Here is a 19,113-nt window from a genome sequence, read left to right on the forward strand (position 1 = left end):
TTCTGGCGTTTTATCGCGATTCATCAGGAATGGCTTCAAATTGAGTTGTTGTAGTCCAACTATAGAAATCAGCTGCTTTCCTCTGAAGCTTTACTATAACCTTATCATTAACCCAGATCACAATAGGGAGTGAAAAATTTTTGAAATTATTTCGGACAAGATTTGTCGTAATCAGCACTGTATCTATTTCAGTAACTGATTCTAGACCACATACCATTAAGGCTGATACCTGCTCATTTATTAATTCAGCTTCGATAAAGGTATAAAGTTTTGTATCAGATTTATCAATAAATACTTCTTGAATCCTAAATTCATATCTTGTTCGCAGATGCTCTCTAATCGCATCTTGTAGGAGAAGATCGTTACAATGGGCTAAAAGTAATGAAAACTTGCCTTTAGATGCCTTTATTGCCCATACCAACTCCTCCAAGGACTCATTCTGGTAGGCAGTGACATTTTTCCGGCAACTTAGGTTTGTCATCGTTGTAATATTCTGGATTCCGCCAAAATTGGGTTAACATCAAACCAAGACCCTTGAGTATCACGATACTCATACACAAACCGACTACGTAATAAAATTCGGTATCCGTCATCTCCGCTGACCCATTTTTGCTGTTGCACCTGGCGCAGCAAATCCCACTCATCATCTGTAATCGCCAAGGTCATTTGATTGCAGTAGTTTCTAATCACAGTTTCCAACACTTCACCAGACAGAGGTAGCTTTCGTTCCTTTTTGATGCAGTCATTGAGCAATCTGAGTAGTTCTCGGACATGACCGCCACTCACTATACATAATCTATCTAATGTTTTCGGTGTATCAAAAATATTGGTAATCAAGTCCAAGCGATCGCCTGGAAGCAGATGAGGGTAAACTCTTGCTAGTACCATCTGTCGCAGGAGTGCCATACCTTCGAGGCATTCACTACCATCTCGGAACCTGACTGGCACCATCGGCAAGACTTTTGGATCTACCGTAAATCGCTGTGTCAGTAGGTTCAAGTCGTTGGAAAACATCAACTCTAACGGTATAGTGTAAACAAGATGACAGCTAAGTTGACGTAATTGTTCACCCCGGTCTACAAATAGATATTCTGGTTGCGATCTTCCCCAAGGTTTAGTAGTCGTCTCAATGCGATCGAGATTATCGACTATCACCACCAGTCCTTTTTTGCCGGACTGCTTTAGTTTATATATGGCAGGTTCCAGCAGTTCCTTGTTAATCACATCTAAGATGCTGTTTGTGCGCGGTTCCAAATATTCTCTTAACTTACTGCGAAATTCCGGGCTATTTTTAGCATTGACTGTAATCTTGCCAATCCCTAGTTGCACCAGCGCCAGTCCTGATTTTTCACTTGTTTGAGAAACCTCAATTTCTGTCATCAACAGCCTAGCGGCTCCAACAGGTATTTTTGTTAAACCACTGGGTTCAGGGATTTCCAAGTGAGAGAGATTTTCACTGACTCGATGCGCGATGGCCAGTAAAATATCTCCGATATCAACATCAGACATCTCCAAGTCTTGACTGGACTCGAAATATACTACATGAAAGCCTTCTTGTTCTAATTCAGCTTTTAGCCGCAATAATTCGGTAGACTTACCACAGCCAATATGTCCGGTAAATAGTTCGCAGGTAGGCTCATCAGGTGAGAAAAATGTAATATTCTCCTTTAATTCCTTAATAATCTCACCTCCACGCACTGAGGAGAAATCAATATAGTATTGCCGATCCGAGGGATTGCTCACTACTAAGGTCTTGCTGGGGTTGCAAGCCTGGTAAAATTTCTGCAAATCGAGTGTCATTTTAATTCAGTTCCTAGAGAATTTCCTTCTGAACACAGTTGATGCAGACCAGATTGATATAACAGCCTCAAGCGTTTTCTATAAATTAATCTTTAAAAGGTGAATGAGATTATCGGTCTTAATGACTAATGATAACCATGTAGAATAATTAAGGAAGTAGGCTGGAATGTCATTGGATTTAGATCCCCGACTTCTTGAAGAAGTCGGGGGTCTGGGCAGGAACAAAGCTTTAAGTAATTACCATTCGGAAATAGGGTGTATTATGCCATAGGCTAACACACCTTGAATTTTTGACAGTGCTTTGCACGACAACGCAACACCAGTTGCTACAGCGCTGACTTACCCATAGCAGTACTAGTTCCTTGACTCCAAACTACTCAAAATTATTTCAACTAATCGTGATAATATCGATTGTACATCCGTATATTGAGTAGATATATTCTCAAAAGTTCTTTTGATACTTTGGATATCATCTTCTCTTTTGATATCTCTAATCAAATCGCGAATTGAATTTAGCCTTCCACTTAATTCTCCTGCTTCTCTAACATTCAGGGGTGGAAGCTGACTGATACCCAAGTTAATTTGGCCATGATTAGCTTCGATTTGATTGATAAAGTTTCCTGTATACAATAGTGCTTTATCTGGTGCGATCGCAATCAGTTCAGAAGCCTTATTTGATATGGCTGTTACTACTTTTACATCTGATAATATTGAAGAATAAGAGCGAAGAAGTTGTACTAAAGTAGGAAACCCAGTATTAACTTGTTGTTCTAGAGACGTAATCTCTCTTTTTAGTTCGTCTAATTTAGGTTGGCGCTGAAATATATTTGTTTTTTCAACTGTATCCAAGATAGATTTTATGTCCCCAATTGTTCTAAGTATAGAAGCTATTAATGATAAATCAAAAATCATAGTTTTACTCCTCAATATAAATTAAAGCTTAAATTTTTATTTACGAGAAAAAAGGAATATAAAAAGCACAATTTAGCTTCTCAGAACCCTAGCAATAATTTTGGAAATTGTTCTCTGCATATCTGTATACTGAGTTGCGGTGTCATTGAAAAGCTTTATAGCCATTTTGACATCATCCTGACTACAGTTATTCAAATCTCTAATAATGTCACGAATCAAATCTAGTGATAAATCCAGTTTGCCCATGTCTGACTCTGACTCCTTCAAAAATCGAAGCTGGTTTATATCAGAAGAAATTTCTCCATATTCAGTCTGTGCCTGATTAGCAAATATGTCTTTATACCCAGTTTGTTTAGTCGAAGTTGTTAAAATATATGCTGCACTGCTCGCTTTCTCTCTAGCAAGCAAAACTTTTCTTGTGAATGAGTTCCAATCACTTAATGATTGATTTAATTGAGCAATAAGTTGAATTTCTTCATTTAATCTATCTTCTATAAGATTAGCTATATTTCTTACTATTACGCAATTTATCTTTTTTTTTGATAAAAAAAATCTCCACATAGGTATAGTATCTAAGAAAGATTTTATATGTCTAATATCATGAATGATGAGTTCAAAAGAAAAGCGTGAATAATTACTCGAAGTCATCTTGTTCTAAACCTCCATAAAATTTTGCCTGTTCTTTATTTATTTTCCAGTATTCAAATAGAGCATTAACAACACTATAAATATCTCTTTGGTTTTCTTGATCTAGAGTTGTAAGAATGCTTTGACAAAAATTATAGGCAGAAACTGCTGAGTCAAATGCTTGGGGGTAATCTTTTTTTAAAAAGAACTTATCATACTCCTTAGAAATTTTTTTTAATCCAGTAAAAAGCGTTAAATCAATAATATCTTTAACACTTTTATTTTGATGTAGCTCTTGAGATTCTACGCGCGACTTAAATTCTGTCTTTTCTGCAAATAAAGGGTTAACATCAAACCAAGATCCCTCGGAATCACGGTATTCGTACACAAACATACTATGGAGCAGCATTCGGCATTGGTTAATTTCAACCACCTTTTTCTCTCGAGCAATTTTTTCTAGCAACTCCCACTCTTCATCGGTTATGATTGCAGCAACTCGCGAATTTTTTTGCTCTCGAATTACTTCTTCTAGAATTTGAGATTCCAGAGGTAGTTTTCTTTGCTTCCTAATAGATGCATTGAGGATTCCGAGCAGATTCCTAACATGACCTCCACTGATCCGACACAAACGGTCTAATGTTTCAGAGCTATCAAAAACTTCTTTGATTTTGTCAATACGCTGCTTTGGCATCAAGTTTGGGAAAGCTCTTGCTAACACCATCTGACGCAGCAAGTCCATTCCTTCCTTGCATTCGCTGCCATCTCGATGTTGCACTGGCACCATTGGTAACACCTTGGGTTGCACCCCAAACCTCTGTATGAGTGTTGCCGATTCATTTGAGAAAATCAACGCCAAGGGGATAGTGTATATTAAATGGCATTTCAATTTTCGTAATTGGTCTCCCCGATCCACAAACAAGTATTCTGGCTGAGGACGTCCCCACGGTTTCGGGGAAACATCGACGCGATCGAGGTTATCAACAATTACTACAAGTCCTTTTTTGTCGAACTGCTTCAGTTTATCTATGGCGGGTTGAAGCAATTCCTGGTTAATAATATCTATAAATTGTGCTGTTCGTGGTTCCAGATACTCATGCAATCGGCTGCGAAGTGCAGGGACTTTGGCTTTAGCACCAATTTTTCCTATTTGTAGAGAAAGATGAATTTCTTCTTCACTGCCTTTATGAGTTAACGAACCTTCTGCTTCTAACCCGACTTCTGTGTGTAAATGCCGTTCCGCTTCTTTTAGCAACGCTTGAAGACGCCTTGGTTGCTCGATTTTGAATGGTTGTAAGCTTTCACTCACACGACTAGCGATCGCTAACAGAATATCAGCAATATCGACATTTTCCATTTCCATGTTGTTACTAGACTCAAAGTAAACTACATGAAAATCTTCCCACTCTAGTTCTGCTTGGAGTCGCAGCAACTCAGTAGATTTGCCACAACCTATATGACTCTGTAAATAGATTACAGGTTGGCTCATCAGGTGAAAGGAAGGTGATAATTTCCTTCAATTCCTCAATGATCTGACCACCACGGACTGAGGAAAAATCAATATAATACTTTCCCTCGTCCTGATTTTTCACATTCAGCGTCTTGCTGGGCTGAGTTGCTTGAAAAAATTTACGTACATCCAGGTCTTCCACAATTTACCTCAGCGTATTCAATAAAATAAACACAAAGGCTGATTTGCTTTCCAGAAAAACAAAGTCTTTAGAGCCAGCTTGTGATAAACCTATGGTCATTTTCAATCAAGTGCAATACAAAAGCTAAATATGCTAAGGTTGCACACACACTAAAATTTCTGCAAATTCAGTTTCAGTAACGATTTTGCAAAAAGGCTATTCATTGTTTTCTACACAAACTCTGCCACTCATTCCGCAAAATTAAGCCGTTTTTGTAGTAAATGTTAGTTTTTGACTATATATCGTCTAAGCCCCCAACATTTGTAAGTTATGTAAAGTGGCATAAAGCCCTCCTTGTTGCAGAAGTTGCTCGTGACTTCCCTGTTCGATTAATTCGCCACGCTTGAGAACAAAAATCCGGTCTACATTGCGAATTGTAGACAAGCGGTGAGCAATAATAATGGCGGTACGTCTAAGCAAAAGCTGGTTTAATGCCTCTTGAACTGAAGCTTCTGTGCCAACATCTAAACTAGCGGTAGCCTCATCTAGTACCAAAATTTGCGGATTGCGAATGGCAGCGCGTGCAAAGGCTAAAAGTTGCTTTTGACCACTAGAAATATTTGTGCCCCGTTCTCGAAGTTGAGTATCATAGCCTTGGGGTAGTTCTTCTATAAACTGGGCAATGTTGGTTTCTTCCGCTGCTTGTTGAATCTGTTCAATGGTGTAGCCATCTCCTAAAGAAATGTTGCTTTTAACATCGCCAGCAAACAAAAAGCCTTCTTGTAAAATTACTGCCATGTAGCGCCGCAGTTCTGCTTGTGGTACTTCCCGAATGTCTACGCCATCTATGAGAATGCGTCCTTGGGTGGGTTCGTAAAGGCGGCACAAAAGACGGATGATCGAAGTTTTACCCGCACCTGTAGGGCCGACTAATGCAATTTTTTCACCAGGATGAATGGTAAAATCTAAGTCTTTAATTACGTAATCATCATTTTTGTAAGCAAACCAGACATGATCGAAGCGAATCTCTCCCAGTTCTGGGGGGGAAGTGAGGTCTGGAGATTCTAGATTTGCTAGGATTTCGTCTATGTAGCCAAATTTTGCATCAAATATTGAGAAGCGGACATTGGCGCGATCGCGAATTTCTATCGGTTCATCTAATATATCGCTTACGCGTTCAATGGCAGTGAAACCAGCTTGAATTACTGTAAATTTTTCTGCAAAAGCCCTTAAAGGGTCAAATAATCGCTGTGCATACAATATAAATGTCGATAAAGTCCCGAAAGTCAAGTTTTTTTCCAACAGCAACCACCCACCCACGCACAAAACACCTGCGATCGCAATCAGTCCAATCCATTCTAAGGTTGCTGAAACAAATGAATCATAAAAGATGGTTTTATCCATTTGCTGAGTGTAGTGGCTGTTTGTCGCACGAAACAATTCGGCATTAAATTTTTCTCTACGAAACAACTGCACGACGTTAATACCAAGCACATTTTCTTGTAGCTGTGAATTCAGGATCGAAAGTTCTTCTCGCCCTTTGTAATTGGCTTTGCGGTACTGTTTTTGAATGTAAACAATTACCCAGCTAGTTGGTAACAGCATCAATACCAGCAAGCAAGAAAGTTGCCACTGGATGGAAAACATTAAACCCAAAGTCACCAGCATTAAAAACAAATCGGATATAATGCCAACCGCCCCAGTCGAAAAGACATCGCCTAACACTTCTACATCGCTGGTAATTCTGGTAATTAATTTACCTACGGGTGTGCGGTCAAAAAAGCGCACTGCTAGAGATGTTACATGCTGAAATAAGTCTTGGCGAATTGCTGCGGTGATTTGTTGCCCTAGCTTTTGGACTATATAACCTTGAAAACCTGTCAACATCAATTGGATGGCGATCGCAATTACCAGTAATCCCTCTAGGATATTCAGCCCTTGCGAGAAGGGACGATTCCTAAAAAATTCGTAAGTGCTTGGTTCATTACGAATCAGAGAGATTACTTGCCCAATCAAGAAAGGTTGTACGGCATTAGCTAGTGCGATCGGTACGAGTAGGCACATCGACAGCGCCAATAGCCGTCCGTTACGACGGGCATAAGGCACCAAACGCAAAAATAACCGCCAGTCATTTTCACGCCGACGATCTGGTGTATAAGATTTTTTCAGAGATTGGTAGATGCTCATAGTAAGAGCATTATATTAATGTTTGGAAAAAAACACGCTTGTTTAAAGTAGCGTTTATCTTCCTACTCTGATACCATGCCTGAGATAGAAACTGCAAGAATACTACTAAGACCCGATATTCCTCACGATTTGGATAATTTCCTTTACATTTTGCAATCTTGAAACTATCAGTCCTCTACCCAGAAATGTTGCCACTGTTTAATTTGATTTGGCGGATCAAAACGATTCACAACCGCAGCCTACAGAATCATTGGCGAACCAACTGCTAAACATAAGGACTTTCCTTTCCAGAAGTGGAAGTCTTCAGGGTGCGCTAACTGGGTTACAGCACAAAGGCTTGATTTATCATGCCGAGCCAGGTTATCAACTGGCATTGCCTTTACTGGCCTTGTGGTTGCGACAACGGTTGAGTTGAAAATAGCGATGTAACAACAAGATTCCCGACTTTTGAAATAAATCGGAAATCCGAGGGCGCACAGAAGTGCGTCCCTACAGTATTTGTATTAATTGCTTCATAAATATTCCTGTAAGTATGAAAAAATAGCATACTTATCTGTTTACGTCTTATATCTAAAGATAGAAGATCGAGGTTAAAATTTGGGAAACCTAAGAGGGGTTCATTCCCAAGAGATGTTCTACCTACTTATCGCAGAATGCAACTGAGGTCAGATGACGCAACCTTTAAATCAAGTCAAAGAATGGGAACAACGTCGTGACGAAGCAAACCGCTACTACCAACGAGGGAAATTTCAAGAGTCTCTCGATCTTGCAACCAAAAATTTACACTTGGCTAGAGCAATTCCAGATCGAGCCAGAGAAGGTTATACATTAAATGACCTCGGTTTAGCTCACCTCAGTTGCTGGCAACCTCAAAAAGCATTAGAGCGCTTTCATCAGGCGCTTTCGGTTGCTGTTGAAATTGGCAACACGCCAGCAGAGGCCACTGCACTTAGCAATCTGGGTTCTACCTACAGCCGTCTTGGACGCTTTTCGCAAGCGTTGGAATATTTTGACAAAGCACTGCTAATCTTTAGGCGATCGCAAGATACTCAAAGCGAAGTTTCTACTCTTAATGATGTCGCACTAATTTATACGCGGTTAGGAGAACCAAAACGGGCGCTGTTGCTACAACACCAAATTTTGAGGATGCGCCGATTGTTAGGTGACTTTTCTGGCGAGGCAACAACGCTCAATGGTATTGGATTTGCCTACAATGTCTTAGGCAAGTTTGAGCAAGCGCTAGAATTTTTTCAAGCAGCACTGCCAATTCAACGAGCTTGCCAAGAATATGCTTGGAGAAGCAACCACCTTGAACAATATTGCTTCTGTCTATCATGATTTAGGACAACCCAAACAAGCGCTATTGCTTTACTATCAAGTTCTTTTAACACGTCGAGCAATTAGCGATCGCGCAGGTGTTGCAACAACCCTTCACAACATTGGTTTTACATACAGCACCCTGGCAGAACATCGCCAAGCAATGAAGTTCTACAAGCAAGCCATTGTGATTTATCAAGAACTCGGCGATAATCTCGGAGAAATTTCAACTTTGCTAAATATGGGAAGCGTTTACGCCACCACGAAACGCAAAAAAATGGCGCGATCGTGCTACAAAAATGCCCAAGAGTTAGCAGAGCAAATCGAATATCAACCACTTTTAGAAAAAGTACAGCAGTTCATAGATTCTCTGTAGCTTTTAGTAGTTCGCTTTCGTCAACTTGGCGGGGTAAAGGGAAAGGGTAAAGGGGAAAGGATGTATTCAAAACCTTTCCCCTTTACCCTTTAACCGAACCGTATTGAGGGCAAACCTACTAGTGAAATTAAATATGCGTTATGCAGAACCCTTGTAGAGACGTAGCACTTGCTACGTCTCTAGATTCTTTTTTACCCTAGCTACAATACCAAAGTTGTAGCTAGAACAAGGACATCTATGAAAGCTTACGAAATTCAAAGCAACGCCGGAATTGATGCCCTGGCATTAGTCGATCGCCCCCAAGCAAAACCCGCAAGCTGGACAAGTTCTGATTCAAGTGAAGGCAGCATCTTTAAATTACCGCGATTTGCTTGTCATTGAAGGAGCTTACGGTGCTGGACAGAAATATCCGTTAATTCCCATGTCTGACGGTGCGGGAGAAGTTGTGGCAGTGGGGGAAGGTGTGACACGGGTAAAAATAGGCGATCGCGTCGCTGGTATTTTCTTCCAAGACTGGATTTATGGCTCTTTAACCAAAGAGAAAATGAAATCCGATCTCGGAGGCGGTATCGATGGAATGCTAGCTGAGTATGTCGTATTACACCAAGATGGTTTAGTAATATTACCTGATTACCTATCCTACATTGAAGGTGCAACTTTACCCTGTGCAGCAGTTACAGCTTGGCATGGACTGATTACAAAAGGCAATATTGGTGCAGGTGATAGTGTTTTATTACTCGGTACTGGAGGAGTTTCAATTTTTGCTCTCCAGTTTGCCAAGATACATGGTGCTAGAGCGATTATTACTTCCAGCAGTGATGAGAAATTGGCACGAGCTAAACAGCTTGGTGCTGACGAGACAATCAACTACAAAGCAACACCAGATTGGGAAAAGCAAGTTTATCAATTAACCAATCGCACGGGTGTAGATCATGTAGTTGAGGTAGGCGGTGCAGGTACGCTGTCAAAATCGCTACAAGCAGTCCGCATTGGGGGACGTATTAGTTTGATTGGCGTATTATCAGGTAGAGGAGTGCGATTCGTTGATTAGCAAATCACGGTAATCAGTCCGTAAATAACTAATCCAGCCCGACAGCAGATTACTGTCACTAAAGGCTGAACTCTCGGTCAGATGTAGGTGAAAGTCCTACCATTCAGACTCAGAATTGACTCCTTACCTGCCCACACCGAACAAGCTCGGTTCTTGTAGAGTGAAGCTGGGAACAGGGCGCAACCAGACGACCGTTGCGGGTTGACACTGGCGCTAACAGGGAGTTCCCACGGTGAAACAGAGCCTATAAAAGTGACCTACCTGAAAGCGGGGCGCAACACAAAAAACCCTGACTTCATTGGAGANTTATTCCCGCCGCATCACTTTTCTAGAAGCGGCAAGAGTCCAGGGAATCCAATGGTTGAATTGGCTACACCTAAAGGAACAATCAATCTCTCCGAGGGAACGAATAAAAACGAATTGTGGGTCTAGGGGCGGTCGAACCCCAAAGTAGCCCAGACGAGCGGAGGAATCCCCACAATTCGGGTAGGACAGACCGTAATTGGTCTGAGGTGTTCAGAATACACAAACTCTCGAAGAGAAAATGATTAGACACAGTAGACATACTAGTGAATCTTGGAGAGCTTTACCGTGGAAGAAATTCCGCCGTAACCTTTTCCGCCTTCAAAAGCGCGTGTACAAAGCGGTTCAAGTTGGAGACAAGCGGAAAGCTAGGTCACTCCAAAAGCTTATTCTAAAATCCACCTCGGCTCGATTTCTTGCAATTAGACAAGTATCTCAGCTAAATGCTGGTAAGAAGACGGCTGGTATTGATGGTAAGAAATCCCTTTCATTTGAGGAACGCTTCAATTTAGAAGAACTACTGAAAATGAATAGCGGAAATTGGAAGCATCAAGGATTACGGGAAATCCCCATCCCTAAAAAGGACGGGACAACCAGAATGCTTAAGATACCAACCATCGCGGATAGAGCTTGGCAATGCCTCGCAAAATATGCACTCGAACCAGCGCACGAAGCCACCTTCCACGCTAGGAGCTATGGGTTTAGAACTGGGCGCTCTGCCCATGATGCACAAAAGTACATCTTTAGCAACCTAAGCTCAAACGCTAACGGAATAGAGAAACGAGTTATCGAACTCGATATCGAGAAGTGCGTGCGCCGTGACAGTTAACGCGGTATCCCCAATCAAATTGGGAGAGATTAAGAAGAACATCTCTAAGTCAACCAACTTACCTAGAGTCGAAAGACAAAAGGAACAACCGCATGTTGGTAAAGCCGGAAATAGAGAGAAGGCGTTAAAACTAGAGTCCGGCAAGACTTGTGTGACAGGGTGAAGGTTAAACTACCTGAAGCCTAATTCTGACGGTATATTCGATTGCCTATTCCTACAACGCCTAACAGGAATAATCGTTTGTGTGTAGTTTTAAACATTTGAACCACACAACTTCTTCAAACGGAGTCAGCCAGCGATGAGATGGCTTAACGAATGAATGGGACACCTAAATCACACTACTACGTATCGAGTTAATAAAGCGCGGGATGACTTACGGGGGGCGACCCCTATGGTTACAGAGTTCTCATAGTAGTCCGAGAGCGGGAAAGCCGCTTACATGGCAAAGGAGAACAGGTATTCTTCACACTTATATCGGGAGGTACGCGAGATGCGAAACGCCGAAACGGTTTTAAGTGTAATCCGAGACAGAGGAAATCGTGGTTTACCTCTGGATGATGTCTACAGGCAACTTTTCAATCCTAACCTGTACCTCTTGGCGTACAGTCGCATTTACAAAAATAATGGGGCAATGACGCAAGGAGTTACATCAGAGACTGTGGATGGGATGTCCATCAAAAAGATTGAAAACCTCATAGAAGATATTCGCTATGAACGTTTTCGATGGACACCAGTACGGCGAATTAATATTCCCAAGAAAAATGGGAAAACGCGACCACTGGGCATTCCCACTTGGAACGATAAATTGGTTCAGGAAGTAATACGTTTGATATTAGAAGCGTACTACGAACCCCAATTTTCTAACAGCAGTCATGGTTTTCGACAAGAGCGTGGATGCCATACTGCATTAACAGTAATAGACCGCACTTGGCAAGGAACCAAATGGTTTATTGAAGGAGATATCCGTGGTTGTTTTGACAATATAGATCAGAAAATCTTAATGTCAATTCTCCGTGAGAAAATCCAAGATAATCGATTTTTGAGATTGATTGAAACCTTATTAACGGCAGGTTACTGTGAGCAATGGAGATACCATTCTACACTGAGTGGAACGCCACAAGGGTCGATTGTCTCACCCATACTCGCAAATATTTACCTTGATAAGCTAGATAATTTTGTCGAACAGACAGTCATTCCAGAATATACACGAGGTAAATGTCGGGCAGAAAATCGAGAGTATTCAAGGCTCGTAAAACTTGCTTGGTATTACAGGAAAAATGGACAATTCGATAAAGCGCGTCAACTGGAGATTAAATACCAGAAAATGCCCTCCAAAGATGTCCGTGACCCAGAATACAGAAGGCTAAATTACGTCCGCTATGCTGATGATTTTCTACTTGGTTTCATTGGTTCACTTCAAGAAGCAAAAGAAATTAAGGAAAAACTAAAGACATTCCTAGCCGACAATCTTCAGTTAGAAATGTCAGCAGAAAAGACCTTAATTACTAATGCCAGAAATGAAGCAGCGAACTTCTTAGGTTACGAAATCTTAGTTCAATATTCCGACAATAAGCATACCAATGGTAAACGCTCACTTAATGGAATTACTGCACTAAGAATCCCAGCAAGTTTTGTAGAAGGAAAATGCGCTCTTTATATGAGGAATGGCAAACCCATTCATCGTCCTGAGTTAATAAATGACGATGATTTTACTATCATTAACATTTACCAATCAGAACTCAGAGGCTACGTACAATTCTACAGCCTTGCTCAAAACATTGCATGGCTCCGTAAACTCCAATGGGTTATGTGGAGTTCGTTAATGAAAACCCTTGCCTGTAAACACAAAACTAGCGTAGCCAAAATCTGCGCCAAGTACCAGAAGACGGTAAAACTTCCACAAGGAAGGAGAAAGTGTGTTGAAATAACCGTCCCAGTAGAAGGTAAGAAACCCTTGGTAACTCGTTTCGGGGGCATACAATTAAAACGCAACTTAAAAGCAACCATAGAAGATTTGCCACGAGTGCGAAAACCCGCGTTCAGAAATGAACTGATTAAACGGCTTCTTGCTTCGGAATGTGAGATTTGCGGGGCAACAGGTGATATTGAAGTTCACCATATTCATGCCCTTAAAGACCTCAAAATTAAAGGCAAGAAAGAAAAACCGCAATGGATGCAAATCATGTCCGCACGTAGAAGAAAAACTCTCATGGTTTGCCCTCAATGCCATGATGCAATACACGCTGGTAAACCAATATCTCAACAAGTCTCGCGATAACAGAGTACTGGAGAGCCGTGTACCTGGAAACTCGTAAGCACGGTTCGGAGGGGGCTAGTTAGAAAAGGAGCCAAGGCTTGGAAACCTCGCTAGCTAGCTACCCACTTTCGACAGGATTAACCACTCAGCGATAATGGATGAACTCATCGCTCCCAAAGGCTTAAAACTCGGTATCTACCGATGCCTCAAGACTGGAGTAAACCCAGAATTCCCCGAACAGGGTACACCTCAAGGGGGAGTAGTTAGCCCATTACTAGCCAATATCGCACTCAACGGGATTGAGAGTATACACAGATACCAAACTGAAGGGTGGGCAAAAGGGACAATGAGCGAACCATCAGTCCGATACGCGGATGACATGGTTATTATACTTCGCCCCCAAGATGATGCGATAGAAATACTTGAAAGAATCAGCGAGTTCCTCCGCAAACGCGGAATGAATGTAAGCCAAAAGAAAACCAAAGTTACCGCCGCGACAGATGGGTTTGATTTCCTCGGCTGGCACTTCAAAGTGCAGAGCAACGGAAAGTTCAGAAGTACTCCCTCAGTGGACAACTTCAAAGCATTCCGTAAGAAAGTAAAACACATCGTCAACAACTCGAATTATGGTGCTGCCACAAAGGCTGAGAAATTAGCCCCGGTAGTTAGAGGTTGGAGAAATTACCATAAGTTCTGTAAGATGGACGGGGCTAGAGACTCGTTATACCACATCGAAACAAGAGCAAAAAAGGTATTTAACAAGGAAACCAAACTAAATCGCTACTCCAGTAAGAAATTACTAGACAAAGCATTCCCAGCAGTTCCCTACTCCGAACACAAACACGTCCCTGTCAAAGGAACTAAATCCCCCTATGACGGAGATACAGCCTACTGGAGTGAACGTAACAGTAAACTCTATGACGGCGAAACCTCTAAAGCTCTTAAGAAGCAAAACCATAGATGTGCTTCCTGCGGTTTAAAATTCATCGATGAGGAACGGGTTCACCTACATCACATCGACGGAAATCATGCCAACTGGAAAAAGAATAATCTTGAAGCAATTCATGAGAGTTGCCACGATTACAAGCACATGAGCAAAAGCACAAAGCTAAGAACATCGGAAGCTGGGTGCGGTGAAAGTCGCACGCCCAGATTTAACTGAGAGGTGCGGGGAATAATATCCCCCATCGACTCAACCAATGAAATTGACCCCATGCCAATACTTTTTAAGAGCTTAACAGTTCAGGGAATTTATGTTGGCAGTCGAGAAATGTTTGAGGCGATGAATCAGGCGATGCAACAGCATCAAATCAAACCAATTATTGATCGAGTTTTCCCCTTTGCTGAAGCACGAGAGGCTTATCATTACCTCAAAAGTGCGGCTCACTTCGGTAAAGTCGTAATTCGTAATTCGTAATACTTCGGCTCCCTTCTCTACGAGAGGCTGCACTTCGACTACGCTCTGTTACCACGCCAACGGCTTCTCTACGAGACGCTACGCGTTAGCGGAGCTTTCGCTTTAGCGATACGCTCAGGGCAAGACGCTCAGTACAAGTTCGTAATTTTAAAGAGTTTAATTCTATGTTTCAAGTGGGAATTTAAACCCCACTTGAAACATAGTTATGAATTGCGTTTAAACAGCAGCGAGAGTAGGCGCAGCGAATTTAGCATATCGCTCGATGTAGAATTCTTTAGAGTGAGCGATCGCTTTCACAGATTCACGCTCTTTCAAAGCATGTTTCCACTGGCGTAGACGGGTAAATTGCTCTGGTATTCCAAAACCACGATATTGCTTCAGTGCAGCCCAGCGCTCAAACCAAGGGAAATAGGTGAAATCCACCAAACTGATAAATTCACCAAACCAGTAAGGGCCTTCTCCAGAAAGCTTTGCTAAACCTTCGTTTTCAATGAATTCCAGATGTTTATATAGTTCCTGTTTAGCTTCTTCTTGTTTTTCGGGATCTGAACTCCGCAGCAGTGTAGAAAAAGCGGGAACGAATCTGGTGTTAGCAAAATCTATCCAGATACGAGCTTGTGCCCTATCAATGGGGTTGCTAGGTAACAGTGGTGGATTGGGAAATACCTCATCAAGATATTCGTTAATTACCGCTGACTCCCAAACTCGGTTATCGCCATGAGTTAGTGCAGGAACTTTACCATAGGGGGAAACTTTGGTAAACCCTTCAGGCTTATTCTGCAAATCAATCTCAATCAAATCGAAGTCGATGCCTTTCTCTTGGAGTACCAAGCGGGTACGGTGAGCATAAGGACAAACAACTGCACTGTATACTTTAATTTCAGCCATGTTTAAGTACCTTGGTAAATAAGACTTGTTAATCGGCATTGGGAATTGAATTTTCATCCAAAATCCCAAATCTTAAATTGTTAGTGTCGCAAACTCTTGTTGAAGCGAATGTAGCGTGAAAAATTATCGACACTAACCAAACTTTGAAACTGGAATAATACTCAAATAATCCAAAATTGTTGGTAAGGATAGGGGGTAGAGAATAGGGAATAGGGATTAATTAACGTGAGTTCGATGAACCTCTCCCTCTCCGAAACGGAAAGAGCAACGAAAAATTCAGCTTTTTGCTCCCCTCTCCGTGTCGGAGAGGGGTTGGGGGAGAGGTCAAATAAGACTTGTCGAACTCACGTTAATTATTTCCCCCTCTGCTCCCCTGCCTTCCCCTACAGCCAGGGCACTTCTTCAGGTGCATAACGGAAGGCGCGGAAGACTGTATTTTGCTCTCCAAGAGTTACTCGACGACTTCTCACCTGGAATATTCCTAACTGCAAAGTGGGGATTGATGTATTCCCAAACAATTTCCCCTGTAACTGTCACCTCAAATATTCGACTCATAAGCACCTTCTGTAATTAAGGTATTGCCATTGGCCAAACGTTGCGCCCCTGATATATAAGAACTGAAGAAATTTTGGGGCGGATTGTCGGTGTATTCCCAAACTATTTCTTTGGTTTGACGGTTCACCTCAATCACACGAGAAAAATTGAGAGCAATGTTACGGCGATGTGCGCCATTGTCGAAAATCAGGATATTACCGTTAGCTAATTCGTTCGGGAAGTGCTGCTGTGCTAGCACGTCATCGCCCAACGTCCAGATGATTTCTCCAGTTTTGCGATCGACGATGACAACTGTGGAGATATTACGAAAGCTGACTATAATGTTGCCATCAGCGAGTTCACCCACAGTATTTCCATGAGTCCATTCATGTCGATGATCTTGGGGTGTAATCGTAAATATATCTGGATCGAGGTGTTCGTGGGCGTGCCAAGTCCAAACGATTTCACCTGTTGGAGTCACCTCATAAAGCACATCCGCATAGATATCACCATCTGGTTCTGTACCTGGTACGCCACCTTTGATCCGGGGAACCAAAGACTGAGGTATCTTTTCAATGGCGAGTATAATTGTGTTGCCATTAGCTAATCTGCGTCCATCATGATGATGATCTGGATGCTTATATTCCCAGATAATATTTCCCTTGGGATCTGCTTCTAAAACAACGCCACTTTTGAATGCAGCCCATAAAGCAAAACGTAGTGGTTCTTCTGGCGGAGTCTTACCGTTATAAAAAAGATTGCCATTGGGCAAAAGATAACCGTATAACCCTGGTGGATAAGGCAGATTCCACTGGTGTACTACTTCTCCTTCCAAGTTCAGAAGATAGACTTCACCTTGACCTGTCAAAGGTGTGAAAAGTGTATACCCTTTAAAGGCTTTTTCAGGATTGTAAGCTGTTAAACCAGTACCCCGACGACGAATAGTATTCTGGTCAATTAATGTTGCTGTAAAAGTCATATTTTACCTACTAAATATCTATTTGTGAATCTAATAATTAAGACAGAATGCATTGCTTACCTCTACTCATTTCTGAACAATTCGGACTCACTACTCAGCACTCTTATGGTGCTGGATTTGGCGACTGAGCATGAACTATATCCAACTCTTCCAAAATGTCTTTGTCGAGAACTACATTCACACTTTCTAAATTCTCTTTAAGTTGTTCCAGTGTAGTAGCACCAATAATTGTGCTAGGCACAAACCAACGACTCCGCACAAATGCTAAGGCTAGATGCGCTGGACTTAGTTGATGGCGCTTGGCAATTTCTACATAAGCTGATACGGCTTGACTGACTTTTGGTTTGAGATAGCGCTGACCGAAATTTTCAAATAAAGTGACTCTGGCTTTCTCTGGTTTGCCGTTTAGATATTTGCCAGTTAAGAAGCCAAATGCTAAAGGACTATAAGCTAGTAACCCAATTTCTTCGTGATAAACTGCTTCCGCTAAGGCTCCATCAAATACTCTATTCAACAAGTTGTAAGCATTTTGAATGGAAACAACTTTAGGTAATCCTAATTGTTTAGCAGCGTTACTAAACTGAGCAACTCCCCAAGGGGTTTCGTTACTCAAACCGATATAGCGAATTTTCCCCGCTTTAATTACATCGTCAAAAACTGCTAGCTGTTCAGCAATGGGAACCGTTTCTCCCACCTGATTCGGATCGAACACCGTTTGCCCAAACCTTGGCACGTAGCGATCTGGCCAGTGGATCTGATACAGATCGATATAGTCTGTCTGTAATCTTTTTAAACTATCATCTACAGCTTGTTTGATATTATCACGATCGATTGCTTTGGCTCCTCCACGTACCCATTTAAAGCCTCGACCAGGGCCAGCAATTTTAGTAGCTAAAATAACTCGATCTCTTTGTTGACGTTTTAACCATTCCCCAATGTAAGTTTCTGTTAATCCATAAGTTTCGGCACTTGTTGGCACAGGATACATCTCTGCTGCATCAATAAAGTTGACTCCTTAGCTAATAGCATAATCTAGTTGTTTATGGGCTTCTTCAATAGTATTTTGCTGTCCATAAGTCATAGTACCTAGACAAATTTCAGAAACTTTTAAGTCACTTTTGCCAAGTTGGTTATACTTCATCTTTCTACGTTGTTATTCAGTCAATTGAACAGTGATATTTTTGTTTAAAATTTCGTATTTTGTCAAGGGCATTATTATTTTTTAAGTAAATTATCTTCACCCAATACTGAATTTTACACTAAGCCAATATAAATTTTTCAGCTAATCTTTGATATAAATACTACTTTAAATCGATAGGTGAAATGTAGTTACTAGGCACAGTTGTTTATTATTGCATAGATTAACCAGATAAGTAAGTTATTTTTGGGTAATAAAAATTTTAAATATGTAGTATAAAATACTTGTTTTTTTGGGTATTTATAAAATGGACTTTTTAAGGTTAAGTACATAATACACTAAATCGGTAGGTTTATCGTAGTATATTAAAAATCTTAAGATTCTTCTAGCTAGAATTAAATCTTAATAAATATTTATATTAATATACTTGGTTATATGTAGCTTGTTGTTACGGCAATTAAAATATACCAAAGTTACCAAGTAACAAGATTTGGTAGCAATGACAAAGATTTAGGGTTTTAATAACTTGCATAACCAGGAGTTTATTGCTGCGATCGCTGATAACGATACTCATATCTATAGCAATCTGATTTAAGTAACAAGTAAATAGAATTATATTGAGAACTTAAAATAGTGGCTGAGATTATTACGACACTTTTGATACATTCAATTGCAGTTAAAAAGCGGCATATTAATAATTTATCTGGCGTTGCTGAATTTAGATATGAAATGCAAAAATCAGATATTCTCAACTCTTACTCTCTGTGTCTGTGCGCCTCTGTGTGAAACAAATTCATATTTTTAATCAGCAATGCCCTTTATTTTACATTAAATAATTTAGTTATGTTATGTTTATATATAGGAGTATAA

Annotated in this window: 9 protein-coding genes and 7 pseudogenes; 7 read left to right on the forward strand and 9 right to left on the reverse strand. The window is 41.0% G+C overall.

What is annotated here, in order from left to right:
• Positions 1-10: 10 nt before the first annotated feature.
• The 6 genes from QUD05_RS27455 to QUD05_RS27480 form a co-directional block, all read right to left on the reverse strand.
• The gene (locus QUD05_RS27455) at positions 11-481 is read right to left on the reverse strand and encodes a hypothetical protein (protein WP_289798839.1); all 471 of its coding nucleotides are present in this window, start codon (positions 479-481) and stop codon (positions 11-13) included.
• A complete protein-coding gene (locus tag QUD05_RS27460; RefSeq protein ID WP_289798840.1) occupies positions 478-1,800 on the reverse strand; it encodes an ATP-binding protein in 1,323 nt (440 codons plus the stop codon). Before QUD05_RS27460 ends, QUD05_RS27455 begins: the two co-directional genes overlap by 4 nt.
• A gap of 354 nt (positions 1,801-2,154) precedes the next feature.
• Positions 2,155-2,712: a V-type ATP synthase subunit I domain-containing protein gene (locus QUD05_RS27465; RefSeq protein ID WP_289798841.1), complete on the reverse strand. Its 558-nt coding sequence runs from the start codon at positions 2,710-2,712 to the stop codon at positions 2,155-2,157.
• 72 nt (positions 2,713-2,784) lie between these two features.
• The gene (locus tag QUD05_RS27470; RefSeq protein ID WP_289798842.1) at positions 2,785-3,360 is read right to left on the reverse strand and encodes a hypothetical protein; all 576 of its coding nucleotides are present in this window, start codon (positions 3,358-3,360) and stop codon (positions 2,785-2,787) included.
• On the reverse strand, positions 3,347-4,825 hold the full coding sequence (locus tag QUD05_RS27475) for an ATP-binding protein (RefSeq protein WP_354666160.1): 1,479 nt from the start codon (positions 4,823-4,825) through the stop codon (positions 3,347-3,349). Before QUD05_RS27475 ends, QUD05_RS27470 begins: the two co-directional genes overlap by 14 nt.
• 448 nt (positions 4,826-5,273) lie before the next feature.
• Positions 5,274-7,154 carry an ABC transporter ATP-binding protein gene (locus tag QUD05_RS27480; RefSeq protein WP_289798843.1) on the reverse strand — a complete coding sequence of 627 codons (1,881 nt, stop codon included), beginning with the start codon at positions 7,152-7,154 and terminating at the stop codon, positions 5,274-5,276.
• A 280-nt stretch (positions 7,155-7,434) separates the two neighbouring features.
• On the opposite strand from QUD05_RS27480, the pseudogene QUD05_RS27485 reads away from it, so the two are divergent.
• From QUD05_RS27485 to QUD05_RS27515, 7 genes and pseudogenes are all read left to right on the forward strand, one after another.
• Positions 7,435-7,569 (forward strand): annotated as a pseudogene (locus QUD05_RS27485) (ATP-binding protein); the annotation flags it as partial.
• A gap of 254 nt (positions 7,570-7,823) precedes the next feature.
• Positions 7,824-8,847, forward strand: a pseudogene (locus QUD05_RS27490) (tetratricopeptide repeat protein).
• Positions 8,848-9,084: 237 nt separating this feature from the next.
• Positions 9,085-9,880 (forward strand): annotated as a pseudogene (locus QUD05_RS27495) (zinc-dependent alcohol dehydrogenase family protein); the annotation flags it as partial.
• Between the two features lie 562 nt (positions 9,881-10,442).
• Positions 10,443-11,021, forward strand: a pseudogene (locus QUD05_RS27500) (reverse transcriptase N-terminal domain-containing protein); the annotation flags it as partial.
• Positions 11,022-11,520: 499 nt separating this feature from the next.
• Positions 11,521-13,308 carry a reverse transcriptase domain-containing protein gene (locus QUD05_RS27505; RefSeq protein ID WP_289794279.1) on the forward strand — a complete coding sequence of 596 codons (1,788 nt, stop codon included), beginning with the start codon at positions 11,521-11,523 and terminating at the stop codon, positions 13,306-13,308.
• Between the two features lie 106 nt (positions 13,309-13,414).
• Positions 13,415-14,449 (forward strand): annotated as a pseudogene (locus QUD05_RS27510) (group II intron reverse transcriptase); the annotation flags it as partial.
• A gap of 39 nt (positions 14,450-14,488) precedes the next feature.
• Positions 14,489-14,704: pseudogene (locus tag QUD05_RS27515) on the forward strand (zinc-binding dehydrogenase); the annotation flags it as partial.
• Between the two features lie 216 nt (positions 14,705-14,920).
• Here the strand turns inward: QUD05_RS27515 and QUD05_RS27520 are convergent.
• From QUD05_RS27520 to QUD05_RS27530, 3 genes and pseudogenes are all read right to left on the reverse strand, one after another.
• Positions 14,921-15,592 carry a glutathione S-transferase family protein gene (locus QUD05_RS27520; RefSeq protein ID WP_289798844.1) on the reverse strand — a complete coding sequence of 224 codons (672 nt, stop codon included), beginning with the start codon at positions 15,590-15,592 and terminating at the stop codon, positions 14,921-14,923.
• 538 nt (positions 15,593-16,130) lie between these two features.
• Positions 16,131-17,105: an aryl-sulfate sulfotransferase gene (locus QUD05_RS27525; RefSeq protein ID WP_289798845.1), complete on the reverse strand. Its 975-nt coding sequence runs from the start codon at positions 17,103-17,105 to the stop codon at positions 16,131-16,133.
• A 103-nt stretch (positions 17,106-17,208) separates the two neighbouring features.
• Positions 17,209-18,246 (reverse strand): annotated as a pseudogene (locus QUD05_RS27530) (NADP(H)-dependent aldo-keto reductase).
• Positions 18,247-19,113: the final 867 nt, after the last annotated feature.

This window comes from Nostoc sp. GT001, assembly GCF_030382115.1.
Taxonomy (GTDB): domain Bacteria; phylum Cyanobacteriota; class Cyanobacteriia; order Cyanobacteriales; family Nostocaceae; genus Nostoc.